This is a genomic window from Vibrio sp. DW001 (assembly GCF_029016285.1).
Classification (GTDB): Bacteria; Pseudomonadota; Gammaproteobacteria; order Enterobacterales; family Vibrionaceae; genus Vibrio.
Map to the genome: position 1 here is coordinate 3,325,673 of NZ_CP091975.1, position 16,049 is coordinate 3,341,721.

Sequence of the window (16,049 nt, forward strand, 5' to 3'; positions counted from 1 at the left end):
TTTTTCTGTGAGAGACAGCAACAAGACCTATCTAGATTAACTGCCCCTCACCGCTTGGCGTAGTGCCTTAATTAAAATGAGAGACGACGTTGCTCCGGGATCTTGGAAACCGATGCTGCGTTCACCTAAGTAACTTGCACGGCCTTTCTTAGCTTGCATTTCAATTGTTGCAACCACACTTTTTTCTGCTATTTCAACCATCTCATCGAATAAACGTTCGACCGAAACACCGCTATCTAATTGTGGCATAATCGAATTAAGAACCGGTAACCAGACATCACACATAGTCTTGTCCCCCTGCTCCGCTTTACCACGAGAGATAACACCGTCAACACCACACCTCAGTGAGCGAATAAGCTCTTCAAACGAAAGTTGTTCACGGTTACCGATCGCCGTTGATGTGAGAATAAATAAAGTACCGTAAAGAGGTCCACTTGCGCCGCCAACACTTGAAAGAAGAGTCATACCTGTGTTCTTCAAAATAGTTGAGATATTTTGCTTCTCAACGGTTGGTAATTTTTCAATCACTTTTTTGAAACCACGGTTCATATTCCAACCGTGGTCAGCGTCACCGATGTCTCGGTCAAGGTCAGTTAGAAAGTCTTGGTTTTCATCGAATGCCGTTGCGCATAGTTCAAGCCAATGAATGATATGTTGTTTTTCAATTTGCATTGTTCTCTACTTCCTTGTTCGGAACCTTGGTTACCATTTTATAGCCGCTGTATCGACTGGGGCATCAAATAGCTCTACCATCTCTTTATCTACTTTTAGAAGCGTGATAGATACCCCTTCCATGTTTAGAGAAGTACAGTAGTTACCAACCATGTTACGCACAATACGGAAACGCTCTTTCTCACAAATCTCCGCGAGACGGCGGTATACACTGTATAACTCAGAAATGGGTGTACCACCAAGACCGTTTATAATTGCGATATAGTCTTGGTTTTTTTCAAACTTTTCGATGGAAGATTCAACCTCATCCCATTCACCTTCTTTACGATTCCAGATGCGCAGAGTACGGCTGTATTCCTCGTTCTCCTTAAGCTCGACGAACATCTTGTCTACCAATTCATCAGCGTTTGTGTATGTGATACGCTCAATACCTGGTTCACCATGGATACCGATACCGAACTCAACTTCGTTTTCGGCAAGTTCAAATGATGGTTTACTCGCGGCCGGTACCACACACGCGTTGAGTGCGACAGCAAGAGAGCGGCAGTTGTTGTTGACCCGACGACCTAACTCTTCACATTGCTCTAGTGAGTAACCTTTATCTGCTGCTGCACCAACAATTTTTTCGACCAGCACTGTGCCTGCAACACCGCGGCGACCTGAAGTATATAAACTACCTTTAACGGCGACATCATCATCAATAAGCACTGAGCCTACTTTTATGCCATCTGCATGAAGTAGCTCAACGGCAATTCCGAAGTTTAGTACGTCACCTGTGTAGTTTTTAATTAAAAATAATACGCCTTCGCCTGTATTTACTTGATTAGCGCACTCATACATTTGGTCAATAGTTGGACGGATAAAAATTTCACCAGGACAAGCCCCCGTCAACATACCTTTGCCTACAAAACCCACGTGTAGAGGCTCGTGGCCACTTGCACCGCCAGATACTAAGGCGACTTGACCAAGCGATTGCTCATGCCATACATAGCGAGGCTCGTAATTCACTTTAAGCTCTGGGCGAGATGCTACAAGGCCACTCAGCTGATCTTGTACGACATCTTCAACGTTATTTATTAGTTTTTTCATTGTCCTGTCCCGCTAATTTTTTGGATTCCAAAGCATGCTCCAAATTTGGTTGATCTGGATACGAATCTTGCCTATTAGCATGGTAGTTCTCTTTTAGTAAAACAACAGCCAAAGACTTTAGCCTATATTGAATATATTTTACTGTATCACTGATTCTTAAACACTTAGTTTTCTTGGTTATTGTGTTAATGCTCTCTTAACTGCTTTATCAAGAGTTCCAATCACGCCATTCCATATTCACTTACTGTTCTAACTGCGTTCCTACACTGCATCAAATATAAAAAACCTCCATTAAGTCAAACTTAATGGAGGTTAAAAAACAATCAATTTGTATTATCAACTAACAACTGCTGTCTAGCTTGCTACTTCATTATTCAACTGTGACTGCTTTCGCTAGGTTACGAGGTTGGTCAACATCGGTACCTTTAATTAGCGCTATATGATAAGAGAGTAACTGCATAGGTACCGTATAAAAAATCGGGGCAACAATTTCATTTACGTGTGGCAGAGTCACGATCTTCATCCCTTCAACAGCTTCAAAACCTGCTTTCTCGTCAGCAAACACATACAACAAACCACCACGAGCACGTACTTCTTCAACGTTCGACTTAAGCTTTTCAAGAAGATCATTATTAGGTGCGACGACAACGACAGGCATATCTGCGTCAATAAGTGCTAACGGTCCATGTTTAAGTTCACCCGCGGCATACGCTTCTGCATGAATGTAAGAGATCTCTTTTAGTTTAAGCGCCGCTTCCATCGCGATTGGGTAGAACTCACCACGCCCTAAGAATAGGGTATGTTGCTTGTCTGCAAAATCGACGGCTAATGCTTCGATTTCTTTGTCGTACGCAAGCGCTGCTTCGATCTGAACAGGTAATGCATGGATAGCTTGAACGATCTCTTTCTCTTTCTCTGCATCAATTTGCTTATTCTGCTTACCAATCGCGGTAACGAGCATGAGCATAGCGGCAAGCTGAGTCGTAAATGCCTTCGTCGATGCAACGCCGATTTCTGTACCCGCACGAGTCATAAACGCAAAGTCAGATTCGCGAACCAAAGAAGAACCCGATACGTTACAGATAGTCATTGCCGCCATGTAACCCTTCTCTTTAGCAAGGCGGAGTGCCGCCAAGGTATCGGCTGTTTCACCTGATTGAGAAAGCGTAATCAACAAACTGTTAGGACGAACGACAAATTTACGGTAACGGAACTCAGAGGCAATCTCAACGTCACAACTGACACCCGCTAGACCTTCAAACCAATATCTTGCAGCCATACCAGAGTTGTATGATGTTCCACATGCAATAACCTGAACATGCTCAACTTTAGACAGAATCTCTAACGCATTGACACCGATACTTTCAATAATGACCGAATCTTGCGTAATGCGCCCTTCCATCGTGCTTTTTAATGCGGTTGGCTGTTCAAAGATCTCTTTTTGCATAAAGTGACGGTATTGACCTTTGTCACCAGCATCATGCTCAGCATTCGATTCTATAACTTCACGTTCGACCGCTTCACCATTTGCATCGATAACACGCACATCGCGGCGGGTAATCTCGGCCACGTCTCCTTCTTCAAGGTACATGAATCGGCGAGTAACACTTAAAAGAGCCAATTGATCAGAGGCAAGGAAGTTTTCGCCAATACCTAAACCAATAACAATTGGGCTACCTGAACGAGCAACAACCAGACGTTCTGGATCGTTACGATCAACGATGACTGTACCGTATGCGCCGTCTAGCTGAGCCGCCGTTTTATGTAGAGCCTCAACTAAAGTGTCAGAGCTACGACGCTCCCATTCAACAAGATGAGCGATGACTTCTGTATCTGTTTGAGATTCGAAAATGTATCCACGTTGTTTCAGCATTTGACGCAATGGTTCGTGGTTTTCGATAATACCGTTGTGAACAACAGTGATATCGCCGGAGATATGAGGGTGAGCATTGATTTCAGAAGGTTCACCGTGAGTTGCCCATCTTGTATGCGCAATTCCGGTGCCACCTAATACATCTTGTTGCGCCACTGCGTCAGCAAGCTCTTGCACTTTACCTAAACGACGAACACGTGTGAGTTTCTGGTCTGCATCAACCACAGCAACACCCGCGGAATCGTAGCCTCTATATTCTAATCGGCGTAAGCCCTCTACCAAAATTTCAACAACATCGCGTTGTGCTACTGCACCAACTATTCCACACATGTAATTTCTCCAAATTTCAAATAATTTGTACTTTGCGAACCTGTCATTCGTTCACAATAATATTAGGATGCGCGGACAACTCGCACACCTTTAGACTCGATTGTTAGTTTCTGTTGATCGCTTAAATTCTCATCCGTAACCAAAACATCCACGCTTTGCCACGCGAGTTCCAGATTGGGAATTTTCCTACCAATTTTTTCGGATTCAATCATAACAATGACTTCTCTAGACACATCCGCCATAACTTGGCTCAATCCTATCAACTCATTAAATGTAGTGGTTCCACGCAATAAATCGACACCATCAGCACCAATGAAAAGTTGGTCAAAGTCGTAAGAGCGCAATACCGATTCAGCGACTTGCCCTTGAAAGGATTCTGACCTGATATCCCATGTGCCACCAGTCATGAGAAGGGTTGGTTCGTTTTCTAGTGCATTCAAGGCATTGGCAACATGCAATGAATTCGTCATCACTACTAAGCCTTGTTTGTAATTTAATTCCGGAATAAGGGCACCAGTAGTACTGCCACTATCGATTACAATGCGATTATGGTCCTTAATTAGCTGAGCAGCCAACTTCGCAAGTTTTATCTTTCGATCCGAAACTTTATCGATATTTTCATCATTAACAACCTCTTTAGGAATGGCGATAGCACCACCGTATCTCCTTAAGAGAAGGCCATTCGTTTCCAACGAAGCCAGATCTTTTCGAATAGTCACTTCAGAGGTATCAAACTTCTGTGAAAGCGCTTCTACACTGACTTCACCCAATTCTGAAACGATCTTCGCTATCGTATGGCGTCTTAACTGTGTATTTCTTTTTGTCATAGACTGAAACTTATATATTACGAAACGAAAGCATTATATTTCAATTGAAACTTATTTGTCTATTTATTTCGAGCTAAAAATTAAAAATTTTGAGCGTAAACTTTGTCCTAGAACAACTCTAGACAGTGATCTTGATCAGATTTTTTGTTAGAATTCGCGCCCTAAAGAAATTTAATTACAAAAAAAGCCGTTATTTTTTTGCAACTTTTCGTCTTTAACATAGAGAATGCAAAAAAATAGTGATTTGAGCCATAGCAGGCTGCCGCAATGCGGCTACACTATATGAAAGATTTTACGCTCGTTTAGATAGCAGAATTGATTGATGTAAATAGCAGCAAAAATGTTGTCATTTTCTTTCTTATGTTCTTCTAAACAACAACCAAACTTTAAAATGTAAACATACTTACCGGAGAGTATCTTCCATGAAAAAGACCAAAATCGTATGTACGATTGGCCCTAAGACTGAATCTGTAGAAAAATTAACTCAACTTGTTGATGCTGGCATGAATGTAATGCGCCTTAATTTCTCTCATGGTGATTTCGAAGAGCACGGCACACGTATCAAAAACTTCCGTTCTGTGATGGAAACTAAAGGTAAGCAACTTGCTATCCTTCTTGATACTAAAGGCCCAGAAATCCGTACTATCAAACTAGAAAACGGCAATGACGTTGATCTAGTCGCTGGTCAAGAATTCACTTTCACAACTGATATTACAGTTGTTGGTAACAAAGACATCGTTGCTGTAACTTACGCGGGTTTCTCTAAAGACCTTACCGTTGGTGACACTATCCTAATCGATGATGGCCTAATCGAAATGGAAGTGATTGCAACGACTGATACTGATGTTAAATGTAAAGTTCTTAACAACGGTGCTCTAGGCGAAAACAAAGGTGTAAACCTTCCTGGTGTTTCAGTTAAGCTTCCTGCGCTATCTGAAAAAGATAAAGCTGACCTTAAATTTGGTTGTGAGCAAGGCGTAGATTTCGTTGCGGCTTCTTTCATTCGTAAAGAAGAAGACGTTAAAGAAATTCGTGAGCTTCTTGTTGCTAACGGCGGCGAAAGCATCCACATCATCTCTAAAATTGAAAACCAAGAAGGTGTTGATAACTTCGACGCTATCCTTGCTGCTTCTGACGGCATCATGGTTGCTCGTGGTGATCTTGGTGTTGAGATCCCAGCAGAAGAAGTAATCTTCGCTCAGAAAATGATGATCGAGAAATGTAATCGCGCACGTAAAACGGTTATCACTGCAACTCAAATGCTTGACTCTATGATCAATAACCCACGTCCAACTCGTGCTGAAGCGGGCGATGTTGCAAACGCAGTAATGGATGGAACAGATGCTGTAATGCTTTCTGGTGAGACAGCGAAAGGCAAATACCCTGTTGAAGCAGTAACAATTATGGCTCAAATCTGTAACCGTACAGATAGAGTATTAAAAGCTGAACTCGGCGATCGCTTAGATAGCCCACGTTTACGTATCACTGAAGCAGTATGTAAAGGCGCAGTAGACACAGCGGAAAAACTAGCCGCTCCACTTATCGTTGTTGCAACTGACGGCGGTAAATCTGCTCGTTCAGTACGTAAATACTTCCCAACTGCAAATATTCTTGCGCTTACTACTAACAAGAAAACGGCAGCACAGTTAGTTCTTACTAAAGGTGTTCGTCCAGTTGTTGTTGATTCAATCGCTAACACTGACGAATTCTATGTTAACGGTAAAGAGCTTGCGCTAAATACTGGTCTTGGTAAGAAAGGTGATATCGTCGTGATGGTTTCTGGTGCACTCGTTGCTTCAGGCACGACAAACACCGCGTCTGTACACGTACTATAAAATTCAAATATTGAATTTAGAAAGAGGGCTAAATAGCCCTCTTTTTTTGTGCCAAAGAAAATAATCAGACTAAAGTCGCAGATAAAAGCAGCATATTGATAGAGCTTAAATATGAAGAATCGGGGATCCCCCCGATTCTTACCATCCGAAAAACTCTTTGTGATGTGTATTTAAAAGTAGAACCATTGGTAAAAAATAAATTGCACTCATATTAATACCAAGTATAACCAAGCTTCCGACGGTTACTCTTACTAATGATTTGTTCAACATACCGTGCCTCATATACCCAGACTGTATGACTTTATTACTAAACCGAAGATATCGCGTTTTGTCCAAAACGAGCTAATCGTTCAAAAAACAATCAATTTGTTTATCTATAAGTGTAGCTTAGATAATTTTTAAAATTCTACTTTAGTCTAGTTGTTGCAAATATGTGACAAATCGCTCGTTATTACGTATTAAAAGTGAGATGGAAATATTGAGAAATAGGTGCCCATGCATATTGATATTCACTCCATCAAGCACATTTTACTAAGCAACTATTTAGTGGTATTGGTAAAAGTTTTCTTCATTCAAAATTAAAGCCCTCTATTCAATAGAAGGCTTTATTTCATTGCGGAAATTTTAACGTATTAAGCTTTCAAAGCTCGCTCACCCCGAACAATACCGACGACACCAGATCGCGCTACCTCAACGACCTCTGTTACATCCGAAATAGTGCTAATAAAGGCATCGAGTTTATCACTATCACCCGCCAACTGGATGGTGTACAAAGCGGGTGTGATATCAACTATCTGACCACGAAAGATATCCGCTGTACGTTTTACTTCTGTTCTCACGGTTCCGCTTGCCTTAACCTTAACCAACATAAGCTCTCTCTCAATGTGGTTATATTCGGTCACTTCTTGCACTTTTAAAACATCGATCAATTTATTCAACTGTTTTTCTATCTGCTCAAGTACCATGTCATCACTATCGGTAGTGATGTTTAGTCTCGATAATGTCTCGTCATCCGTTGGAGATACCGTTAACGATTCAATGTTATATCCGCGCTGAGAAAAAAGACCAACAACACGAGAAAGAGATCCGGCTTCATTTTCAAGTAGCAGTGAAATTATATGTCTCATTAGGTTCTCTCCGTTTTACTTAGCCACATTTTGTCCATACCTTCGCCTTTGATATGCATTGGGTATACGTGCTCAGTTTCATCTATTGTAATGTCTACAAAAACCAATTTATCTTTCATATCTAAAGCACGCTTTAGCTCTGATTCCAATTCATCCGGAGAAGAAATACGAATGCCAACATGCCCGTAAGCTTCAGCAATAGCAGCAAAATCTGGGACAGAATCCATATAAGAAGAAGAATGACGGCCTTGATAGATCATATCTTGCCACTGCTTAACCATACCTAAAAATCGGTTATTTAGGTTAATGATCTTAACTGGAATGTCATATTGAAGAGCCGTCGATAACTCTTGAATATTCATTTGAATACTTCCATCACCCGTGACAATAACCACCTCTTCATCCGGCATAGCAAATTTAACGCCCATACCAGCGGGTAGTCCAAAGCCCATCGTGCCTAAACCACCAGAGTTTATCCAACGACGTGGTTTATCAAACGGATAGTAAAGTGCAGCAAACATCTGATGCTGGCCCACATCTGACGCTACATAAGCTTCACCATCGGTTAATTTATATAACGTCTCAATCACTTCTTGAGGTTTTATTTTATCTGGCGACTTTTCATAACTCAGACAGCTACGAGCTTGCCATTGATTGATGTCACTCCACCAGCGATCGATAGCTTCTACGTCATTCGAACCATTCTGCTCATCCAGAAGTTTCAGCATCGCATCCAAAACGACATCGGCAGAACCAACGATTGGAACATCCGCCCTAATGATCTTAGAAATCGAAGAAGGGTCAATATCAATATGCATTACCTTGGCATTTGGGCAATATTTTTCTACATTGTTTGTCGTTCTGTCATCAAAACGAACACCCACACCGAAGATTAAATCACAATTATGCATCGCCATATTGGCTTCATAAAGCCCGTGCATACCCAACATACCCAACGCGTTTTTATGGGTTCCAGGAAAAGCACCTAGTCCCATTAATGTGCTTACCACTGGTAAATTCAGTCTTTCCGCTAATTGAATTAATTGTTTGTCACATTCAGATATTACGGCTCCACCACCTACATATAAAACTGGCTTTTTAGCTTCCAACAACGTTTTTAAGCCTTTTTTAATTTGCCCTTTGTGACCAGTCATTGTGGGATTATACGAGCGCATCTTGATTGATTCTGGATACTCATAGGGGAACTTAAGCAGTGGATTTAACATATCCTTCGGGAGATCAACAACAACAGGGCCGGGACGACCAGTTGATGCTAAATAGAATGCTTTTTTTATTATCTCAGGGATTTTCTTAGGATCCGTCACTAAGAAGCTATGCTTTACGACGGGACGTGAAATTCCAATCATATCGCACTCTTGGAATGCATCATTACCAATGAGTGTGCCGGGTACTTGGCCAGAAAGTACGACGAGAGGTGCCGAGTCCATATAAGCGGTGCCGATACCTGTAATCGCGTTGGTTGCCCCAGGACCAGAAGTAACAAGTACTACGCCAGTTTTACCTGTCGCACGCGCGTAACCATCAGCCATGTGCACAGCGGCTTGCTCATGACGTACAAGTACGTGTTCAATATCGCTTTTCTCGTGAAGTGCATCGTAGATGTCAAGAACTGAGCCACCAGGGTAGCCAAAGATGTGTTCAACGCCTTCGTCTAATAACGAACGAACAACCATATCCGCGCCGGATAACATTTCCATTGTTTTCTCTCCTTAATACGTCCAATTAGCTGCAGCTGATAAGCCCTAAGCTCGTGGTATCTTGGTGTGTGACCAATGACCTACTAATTGTCGTATTACATAGTTAGGGCTTATTCGTAGCCTAAAATATTGAGCTTTAGATGTTTAGAACCTCTAGGAGTTCGTAAAAGCTCACAATATATCCATGAATCAGTACAAGGCATACCCTCAATACTGAGTCCCTAATTTCAATCTTATCGTCTCTGAAATCAAGAGCAAACAGCAAAAAACGACCATCCGCTATTATTCTTTAATTTATCAGCGATTAACTCTAACATTGGAAACATTAGCAGCACATAAAGCAACCAGCTAGGTTTAATTTCAACAAAAAAGCCCGTTGAATTTTTTGCTTCAACGGGCTTTAATCACAAAGTCATAATGCTCATTAGCTTATTGAGCTATTTGTCATTTTTTTTCTTTGTTTTATCCGTATACATATCTTCAATTTCTTCTTCGTAACGCTCGTGAATAACCTTTCGGCGTAATTTTTGCGTCGGCGTTAACTCACCTTTGTCCATAGAAAATGCTTTGGGCAACAATGTAAATTTCTTAACCTGTTCGAATTTAGCCAGGTCCTTTTGAAGTTCAGCAACTCTTTTCTCTAACATTTCCACAATATGGCTATGTTTAAGTAGCTCCATTCTATCGTGATATTTGATGTTAAGTTCTTTGGCATATTCTTCGAGCGATTCAAAACTAGGCACAATAAGCGCAGATACAAACTTACGTGTATCTGCGATAACCGCAATTTGCTCTATGAAATGATCTTTACCAATAGCACCTTCTACCACTTGTGGCGCTATATATTTCCCGCCGGAGGTCTTCATCAATTCTTTGATACGGTCAGTAATAAAAAGGCATCCGTTTTCATCAAATTCACCAGCATCACCTGTTTTTAAGAAGCCATTATCATCAAACGTTGCTGCTGTCTCCTCGGGCATTTTGTAATAGCCACGCATCACCATTGGGCCACGAACAAGAATTTCACTATTTTCGCCAATCTTCACTTGTGCGCCAGGCATAGTGGTACCGATAGAGTCTGGGTTAAATATCCCGTCATCCCAACAAGAAACCGTTGCCGTTGTTTCTGTCATGCCATAACCGAGCTTAACGTTTATGCCAATTGCATGGAAGAAACGACCGATTGTTGCGTCTAACTTCGCACCACCACAAGGCATAAAGTTAATGTTGCCACCAAGCAATGCACGCAGTTTAGCGAGGACTAATTTGTCAGCTAGCTTAAAGCTCTTTTTAAGTATAATTGAAGGCTCTCTGCCTTCTTGCTTACAAACCGCGATGCGTGCTCCCATGTTTACAGCCCAGGTAAAAATCATCTTACGATGCACAGGCGCTCGGGATACTTTTTCATGGATAGCGGCAAATATTTTCTCGTAAAAACGAGGAACAGCACACATTACCGTAGGACGGATATCGGCTAGTGCATCACGGACCTGCATTGTATCTTGCAGGTAGCAATTCGTTGCACCTTTATAGAGTACGTAAAAACTCCACGCACGCTCATAGACATGTGACAAGGGCAGGAAGCACAGCGATACATCGTCTTCCGTCAATGTCATCTTAAGGTCATGACCTTCACACTGAGAGGCCATATTCGAATAATCCAACATGACACCTTTAGGCTGTCCTGTCGTCCCAGAGGTGTATATTAGAGTAAATAAATCTTCATAATTCGCTTCGTCTAATCGGAGATCTAAGGTTTTCTGGTATTCCTGTGAACCTCTCGCGATAAAGTCATCCCATTTAATCGCATACGGATTATCTTGTAGATCAACATCATCACACATAACAACGATAAGCTCTAACTCATCGCAATCATCAAAAATATTAACAGCTGCGTCATATTGTGGCTGTTCACCAACGAAAAGAATTTTTACGTCAGCATTTTGAAGAATAAATGCGGACTGATTTGCGGTATTCGTTGGATAAATTGGAACCGTTACAGCTCTCACTTGTAACGAGCCGACATCGGCCATGGTCCAGCGAGGCATGTTATTCGAGAAAATACCGACTTTGTCTTGCGCTTTCACCCCTTGCGCCAGCAGTGCGAGAGACAACAAATCTAGTTGCTCACCAAAATGCTTCCAGCTGATGCCTTTCCATGCATTTGCAACTTTATGACGAAGCGCTATTTTGTCTCCACCTTTTGCAACTTGCTCTCTAATACGTTTTACGAGATGAAAATCTAAATTGGCCATTTTATTTACCTTTGGCTTACACATGTAAGCTTAATCTGCCGACAAGTGTACATTTAGCATTGGAAAAGGCAACAAATGAAGGTCTTCTAGATAGCGTAAATTGACAAATTTGTGTATTAGGCACTATCTGAATAAATTAATTGGTTTTGAAGTCAAACTCTTGTTGCTCTAGAACTGAAAAAGCCCCTACAAGACTCTTTCTTATTGGGGCTTTTTTGTTCTTAATTTAAGCGAATCTAATTTGATTTAGCGATCGCTTCACCGCAAATAAGCATTAACTGATCACGCATCCAGATATGACCTCGATCTTTCTCACTAGATTCATGCCAGCTTAAGAACCCGTCTATTTTGTTGCTCTCAAGTGGAAAATCCATCACCTTTAAATCGAGTCTATCTGACAGGTTTTCTACTAACCAGCGGGGTGCAACTGTAATCAACTCTGACTGACTCACTACATAAAGCACATTGCTAAGGCTTGTCCCCATATAAGCAGCACTGCATTCAAGGCCTTTGTATGCTTGTTCTGAGAAACTACGCATGCCATTCAGTTTAGATAACTTAGCATGTTTTTCAGCTAACAATTCTTGCTCAGAGATAGCATCACTAATTCTAGGGTGCGAAGACGCAGCCACGACAACGAGTTCATCACTAAAAATTTCAGTGCTTGAAAAGCCTTGCTCTTCAAAGCGTTCATAATCGATAACGAAATCGACTTCTTGAAAACGCATCTTTTCATTCAAGTTTGCATCAAATTCAGCGTCTAGGTGTAAGCGAATATTTGGTGCTTGCTCCCCGATACCCGTTAAGATTTTCGGCGCAAAACGCACATCACTTGGACTACATATTGCCAGCTTAAATAGTCGGCTTGAGGTTTGAGCTGCAAAAATAGAACTTGGAAGTTCATTACGAACTAATTGCAATGCTTGACGTACTGGCCCAAACAACTGACGAGCTCTTTGTGTTGGTTGAATGCCTCTACCATGTCGCATGAATAGTTCGTCGTTAAACATAACCTTAAGTCGCGCAACCGCATTACTTACTGCCGGTTGAGACATGTTTAAATTATGCGCGGCTCGAGTGATATTTTGCTCTTGCATAACTGCATCAAAAACAGTTAGCAAATTTAAGTCCACTCCTCGTAGCGTAGATTCCATTCTGTGGCTAGGTGCAACATTATTTGATTCGGATTTATTGTGCATTTATGTGCCTCATAAGTTTTTCTACGTTGCTTTAGTGAGTATCGTCATTACACGGTTGTCACTGAGTTAGGAACCTAGAATGTAGTTAGTATGCTTATCGTAACAACAGCCTGTTGTCCGTGTGATACAACTATCCGTCAATAGGTTAGGTTAATTCAATAACCTTTATAAATAATTACTTTATTTTATCTCATTAGAAAAAATATCTTTAAATTTTAATTATTTACAATAAAACCTAAAATTATATAAATAATCTAAAGTAATGGAATTGAGGAAAATCATTCGGCAAACACATGACAAAAACAATAATGGTGGATGGAAAATTGGTCTTAAGAACTAAACTGGATGAATTCTGACTAACTGTGCATTAGAAAGTAATAGCATTTTGACTTTTTTTTGACGCGCTCGTTGCTAATAAGCGTCATTCACCGGTGTCACACTAGCTCATGGTTAGTCGTTTACGGCTGATAGTAGGTTTACTTCAAATAGCGGTGTGGCTAGGAAAATCAACCTGCTCCCACAACGATTTTCTCAAATTGTCACTCGATTGCCAGTTACCGGCAACTATCCAATCAACAATATACTTTGCTACGTCTGGGTACTTCACACTTTCAGCTTGGCCTGCATCCAACCAGTTTCTAACCGCCGTAGGATCTAGGTAATCCATAGAGTGAGCCAACCCTAAATTTTCTAGCGTCGCCACATTGCTTTCTTGTTCGAATTGTCCAGAAAGCGGCTTTAAAAGCAGTTTTTTTCCTAATGATAATGCCTCTGAAGGAAGCTCGAAACCGCCGTTGGCTATCACGCCCTGACAACGGTGCAGCTCTTTTTGAAAACCTATATACGACGGTATCCTGTACTCTATGTTCTCGATCGTCTGCTCATTTTTGGTACCTGGATGGTAGCAAACAAAATTTTCACCCGTAAAGCGCAACAAAAGATCAGTAATATCATGGATACTTTCAAATGGAAGATAGACCAGCACTTGTTTGCCCGTTTCGACTTTATGGGCTTTGTCAGTATAAACAATCGGAGGCAGAATAGGTTGGTCAAAATGGTACCAATGCAAACCTATATGAATATCTGAAGGTGCAAAGTGTTGGATAAGTTTGTTGTCTAACCAATTATTCCCTTTTTTCGGCACTTCATACCTGAATGCATTTTGATGGCTAATTCCAATACAAGGCACGTTTTGTCTCTTTGCTGCCCAAGCACTAATAGGTTCAAAATCATTCAATACTAAATCGTAACTGGAAAGATCCAGTGTTTTGATCTCTTTTAAGAAATGCCAAGGAGAACAATTTAGGGCTGTTTTGACATAATTAACTCGCCCTTGCTCAGTAAGAAAACTAATCCCTTTCTTAGCTCTGTATTCGCCAAACTCCTCCATAGAAAAATACGCTGATTTGTTTCTCCCAGAAAAGAAGAAGTCTACCGATACCTCTTTTTCTTTTAGTGCACATGCCATTGCCCGAGCTCGAGTTATATGGCCGTTACCGGTACCTTGTACACCATACAGAATTTTCAAGACTGAACGCCTAACAAGTAAAACGCAAACGTCGTACAGCCAACCCCTAACGCAGCGCCAATAACGACATCGGTTAAAAAATGGACACCGAGTAAAATACGAGATGCGCCTATCAGTGTTGCCCAAATCAGTGCCATAAAATAAGAGTCAGGATAGAATTGTCCCAATAACGTCGCCATGACAAAAGCCGCAGAAGTATGTCCTGAAGGTAAACTGTATTTATCTGAAGGGGTAATAAAAGAATTTAATTGATTCGACAGCACTTCTGGCCGTTTACGACGGATACTATTTTTAGCTAACCAGTAGATAGGCAGTTCTATAGCAAAAGCCAATAGACCCACACCAAGAAACAAATGGCCTACCTCTTTGTCTATGAATAATGCTGACAGTCCAATCAACACATATAAGTGACCATCACCAGTATGTGAAATTGCTTTACCCACTCGCGCAACATCGTGACTAAAACGATGCTGTAGAAAGAACAGAGAGACCGCTAGATCAAATCTAGCGATTGGTTCCATAGTTCGCATATTGTCGTCCTCACTGATTACATTACATCAAATAATTTATTCGATCTAAATGACAACAAAGTGACGATTTATTATACAAACGATGACAATCTGATATTTATTGTGTTACGGAGTTCTACGTTGCTCAGGTTTACCTACCAGGTTGATAAGAGATGTGTTCGATTAGAAATGATTTGAACTGGCTGCAACGCTCCGGCATTGGTTTCCTTGGTCGATAGTACATGTTGATATCAAAAGTCGCACAAAGGTAGTTATCCAACACACTGATAAGATTCTGATTCTGGATATGTTCTTTTACAATCGACTCTGGTAGGTAGGCAATGCCAGCGCCACGAAGCGAAAAATCCAGTAAGATCTCACTATTATCGCACTCTAGGGCATCTTTAATCGTCACGATAGTTGGCCGACCATCAAGCTCAAAACACCATCGATTACCTCCAAGTAATGTCCGAGCATACAAGCAACGGTGGCTTTTTAGCTGCTCTGGATTATCCGGTGGGCCAAAACTTTGCAAATAACTTGGTGATGCACATAAATAGAGTGGTTCGCTAAGCAAGTGTCTTTTGACTAAAAGCGAGTCTATTTGTTGTTCTCCCACATAACTCGCATTTGCTCGAAACGCAAAATCGATGTTTAGGGCATCAAAATCCCCTGCTTCGATAAACAACTTAAAATCTACTTTTGGATGCAACTGCATATACCGAGAAATAATATCAGTGAGGTACTGTTTAGCGAATAAAGGGGTTGAGGAAATCCTGATTTCGCCTTGTAAGGTTTCTGCTAAATTTTGCACCTCTTCTATCGCTGTGTTTATGTCCGGTAAAAGACCATTAAATCGCTGGTAAAGTTTTTGACCAGCCTGCGTCGCAACCAATTGACGAGTACTTCGTTTTATTAATTCAACGCCTATAATCTCTTCTAACTCTTTCACCCACCGACTACCTGCTGCGGGCGATAATCCCTGTTCATTTGAGGCCGCTTTAAATGATCCTGTCCTGATAACCGCACAGAAAAATACGATTTTATCTAAAATAGGTTGGCGACTATTCAGATGATGTTTAGACAT

Annotated in this window: 12 protein-coding genes; 1 reads left to right on the forward strand and 11 read right to left on the reverse strand. The window is 41.2% G+C overall.

Going from position 1 to position 16,049, the window contains the following annotated elements; genetic code table 11:
- Positions 1–36 precede the first annotated feature (36 nt).
- From dhaL to L3V77_RS15175, 4 genes are all read right to left on the reverse strand, one after another.
- Positions 37–672 (reverse strand): dihydroxyacetone kinase subunit DhaL, encoded by a 636-nt coding sequence (dhaL, locus tag L3V77_RS15160; RefSeq protein WP_275134879.1) that lies wholly within the window; start codon positions 670–672, stop codon positions 37–39.
- Between the two features lie 30 nt (positions 673–702).
- Positions 703–1,761 carry a dihydroxyacetone kinase subunit DhaK gene (dhaK, locus tag L3V77_RS15165; RefSeq protein ID WP_275134880.1) on the reverse strand — a complete coding sequence of 353 codons (1,059 nt, stop codon included), beginning with the start codon at positions 1,759–1,761 and terminating at the stop codon, positions 703–705.
- Positions 1,762–2,131: 370 nt separating this feature from the next.
- Positions 2,132–3,964 carry a glutamine--fructose-6-phosphate transaminase (isomerizing) gene (glmS, locus tag L3V77_RS15170; RefSeq protein WP_275134881.1) on the reverse strand — a complete coding sequence of 611 codons (1,833 nt, stop codon included), beginning with the start codon at positions 3,962–3,964 and terminating at the stop codon, positions 2,132–2,134.
- Between the two features lie 62 nt (positions 3,965–4,026).
- Positions 4,027–4,791, reverse strand: a complete 765-nt coding sequence (locus L3V77_RS15175) for a DeoR family transcriptional regulator (protein WP_275134882.1) — start codon at positions 4,789–4,791, stop codon at positions 4,027–4,029.
- A gap of 422 nt (positions 4,792–5,213) precedes the next feature.
- Between L3V77_RS15175 and pykF the strand changes: the two genes are divergently transcribed.
- Complete coding sequence (pykF, locus tag L3V77_RS15180) at positions 5,214–6,626, forward strand: pyruvate kinase PykF (RefSeq protein ID WP_275134883.1); 1,413 nt, start codon at positions 5,214–5,216, stop codon at positions 6,624–6,626.
- Positions 6,627–7,258: 632 nt separating this feature from the next.
- Here the strand turns inward: pykF and ilvN are convergent.
- The 7 genes from ilvN to L3V77_RS15215 form a co-directional block, all read right to left on the reverse strand.
- Positions 7,259–7,753 carry an acetolactate synthase small subunit gene (ilvN, locus tag L3V77_RS15185; RefSeq protein ID WP_195704408.1) on the reverse strand — a complete coding sequence of 165 codons (495 nt, stop codon included), beginning with the start codon at positions 7,751–7,753 and terminating at the stop codon, positions 7,259–7,261.
- On the reverse strand, positions 7,753–9,471 hold the full coding sequence (locus L3V77_RS15190) for an acetolactate synthase 3 large subunit (RefSeq protein ID WP_275134885.1): 1,719 nt from the start codon (positions 9,469–9,471) through the stop codon (positions 7,753–7,755). The genes ilvN and L3V77_RS15190 overlap by 1 nt, the downstream gene beginning before the upstream one ends.
- Positions 9,472–9,908: 437 nt before the next feature.
- Positions 9,909–11,726, reverse strand: a complete 1,818-nt coding sequence (locus L3V77_RS15195; protein WP_275134886.1) for a long-chain fatty acid--CoA ligase — start codon at positions 11,724–11,726, stop codon at positions 9,909–9,911.
- Positions 11,727–11,962: 236 nt separating this feature from the next.
- Positions 11,963–12,925 carry a transcriptional regulator LeuO gene (leuO, locus tag L3V77_RS15200; RefSeq protein ID WP_275134887.1) on the reverse strand — a complete coding sequence of 321 codons (963 nt, stop codon included), beginning with the start codon at positions 12,923–12,925 and terminating at the stop codon, positions 11,963–11,965.
- 481 nt (positions 12,926–13,406) lie between these two features.
- Complete coding sequence (locus tag L3V77_RS15205; RefSeq protein WP_275134888.1) at positions 13,407–14,453, reverse strand: MJ1255/VC2487 family glycosyltransferase; 1,047 nt, start codon at positions 14,451–14,453, stop codon at positions 13,407–13,409.
- Positions 14,450–14,983, reverse strand: coding sequence for a phosphatase PAP2 family protein (locus L3V77_RS15210; protein ID WP_275134889.1), 534 nt, complete (start codon positions 14,981–14,983; stop codon positions 14,450–14,452). Before L3V77_RS15210 ends, L3V77_RS15205 begins: the two co-directional genes overlap by 4 nt.
- Before the next feature lie 130 nt (positions 14,984–15,113).
- A complete protein-coding gene (locus tag L3V77_RS15215) occupies positions 15,114–16,049 on the reverse strand; it encodes a LysR family transcriptional regulator (protein WP_275134890.1) in 936 nt (311 codons plus the stop codon).

Excerpts from the sequence above, each read along its gene's own strand:
- dhaL (WP_275134879.1), bottom strand. The coding sequence starts at position 672 with ATGCAAATTGAAAAACAACATATCATTCATTGGCTTGAACTATGCGCA.
- L3V77_RS15175 (WP_275134882.1), bottom strand. The coding sequence starts at position 4,791 with ATGACAAAAAGAAATACACAGTTAAGACGCCATACGATAGCGAAGATC.
- dhaK (WP_275134880.1), bottom strand. The coding sequence starts at position 1,761 with ATGAAAAAACTAATAAATAACGTTGAAGATGTCGTACAAGATCAGCTG.
- ilvN (WP_195704408.1), bottom strand. The coding sequence starts at position 7,753 with ATGAGACATATAATTTCACTGCTACTTGAAAATGAAGCCGGATCTCTT.
- L3V77_RS15195 (WP_275134886.1), bottom strand. The coding sequence starts at position 11,726 with ATGGCCAATTTAGATTTTCATCTCGTAAAACGTATTAGAGAGCAAGTT.
- pykF (WP_275134883.1), top strand. The coding sequence starts at position 5,214 with ATGAAAAAGACCAAAATCGTATGTACGATTGGCCCTAAGACTGAATCT.
- leuO (WP_275134887.1), bottom strand. The coding sequence starts at position 12,925 with ATGCACAATAAATCCGAATCAAATAATGTTGCACCTAGCCACAGAATG.
- L3V77_RS15190 (WP_275134885.1), bottom strand. The coding sequence starts at position 9,471 with ATGGAAATGTTATCCGGCGCGGATATGGTTGTTCGTTCGTTATTAGAC.
- L3V77_RS15215 (WP_275134890.1), bottom strand. The coding sequence starts at position 16,049 with ATGTCTAAACATCATCTGAATAGTCGCCAACCTATTTTAGATAAAATC.
- glmS (WP_275134881.1), bottom strand. The coding sequence starts at position 3,964 with ATGTGTGGAATAGTTGGTGCAGTAGCACAACGCGATGTTGTTGAAATT.
- L3V77_RS15210 (WP_275134889.1), bottom strand. The coding sequence starts at position 14,983 with ATGCGAACTATGGAACCAATCGCTAGATTTGATCTAGCGGTCTCTCTG.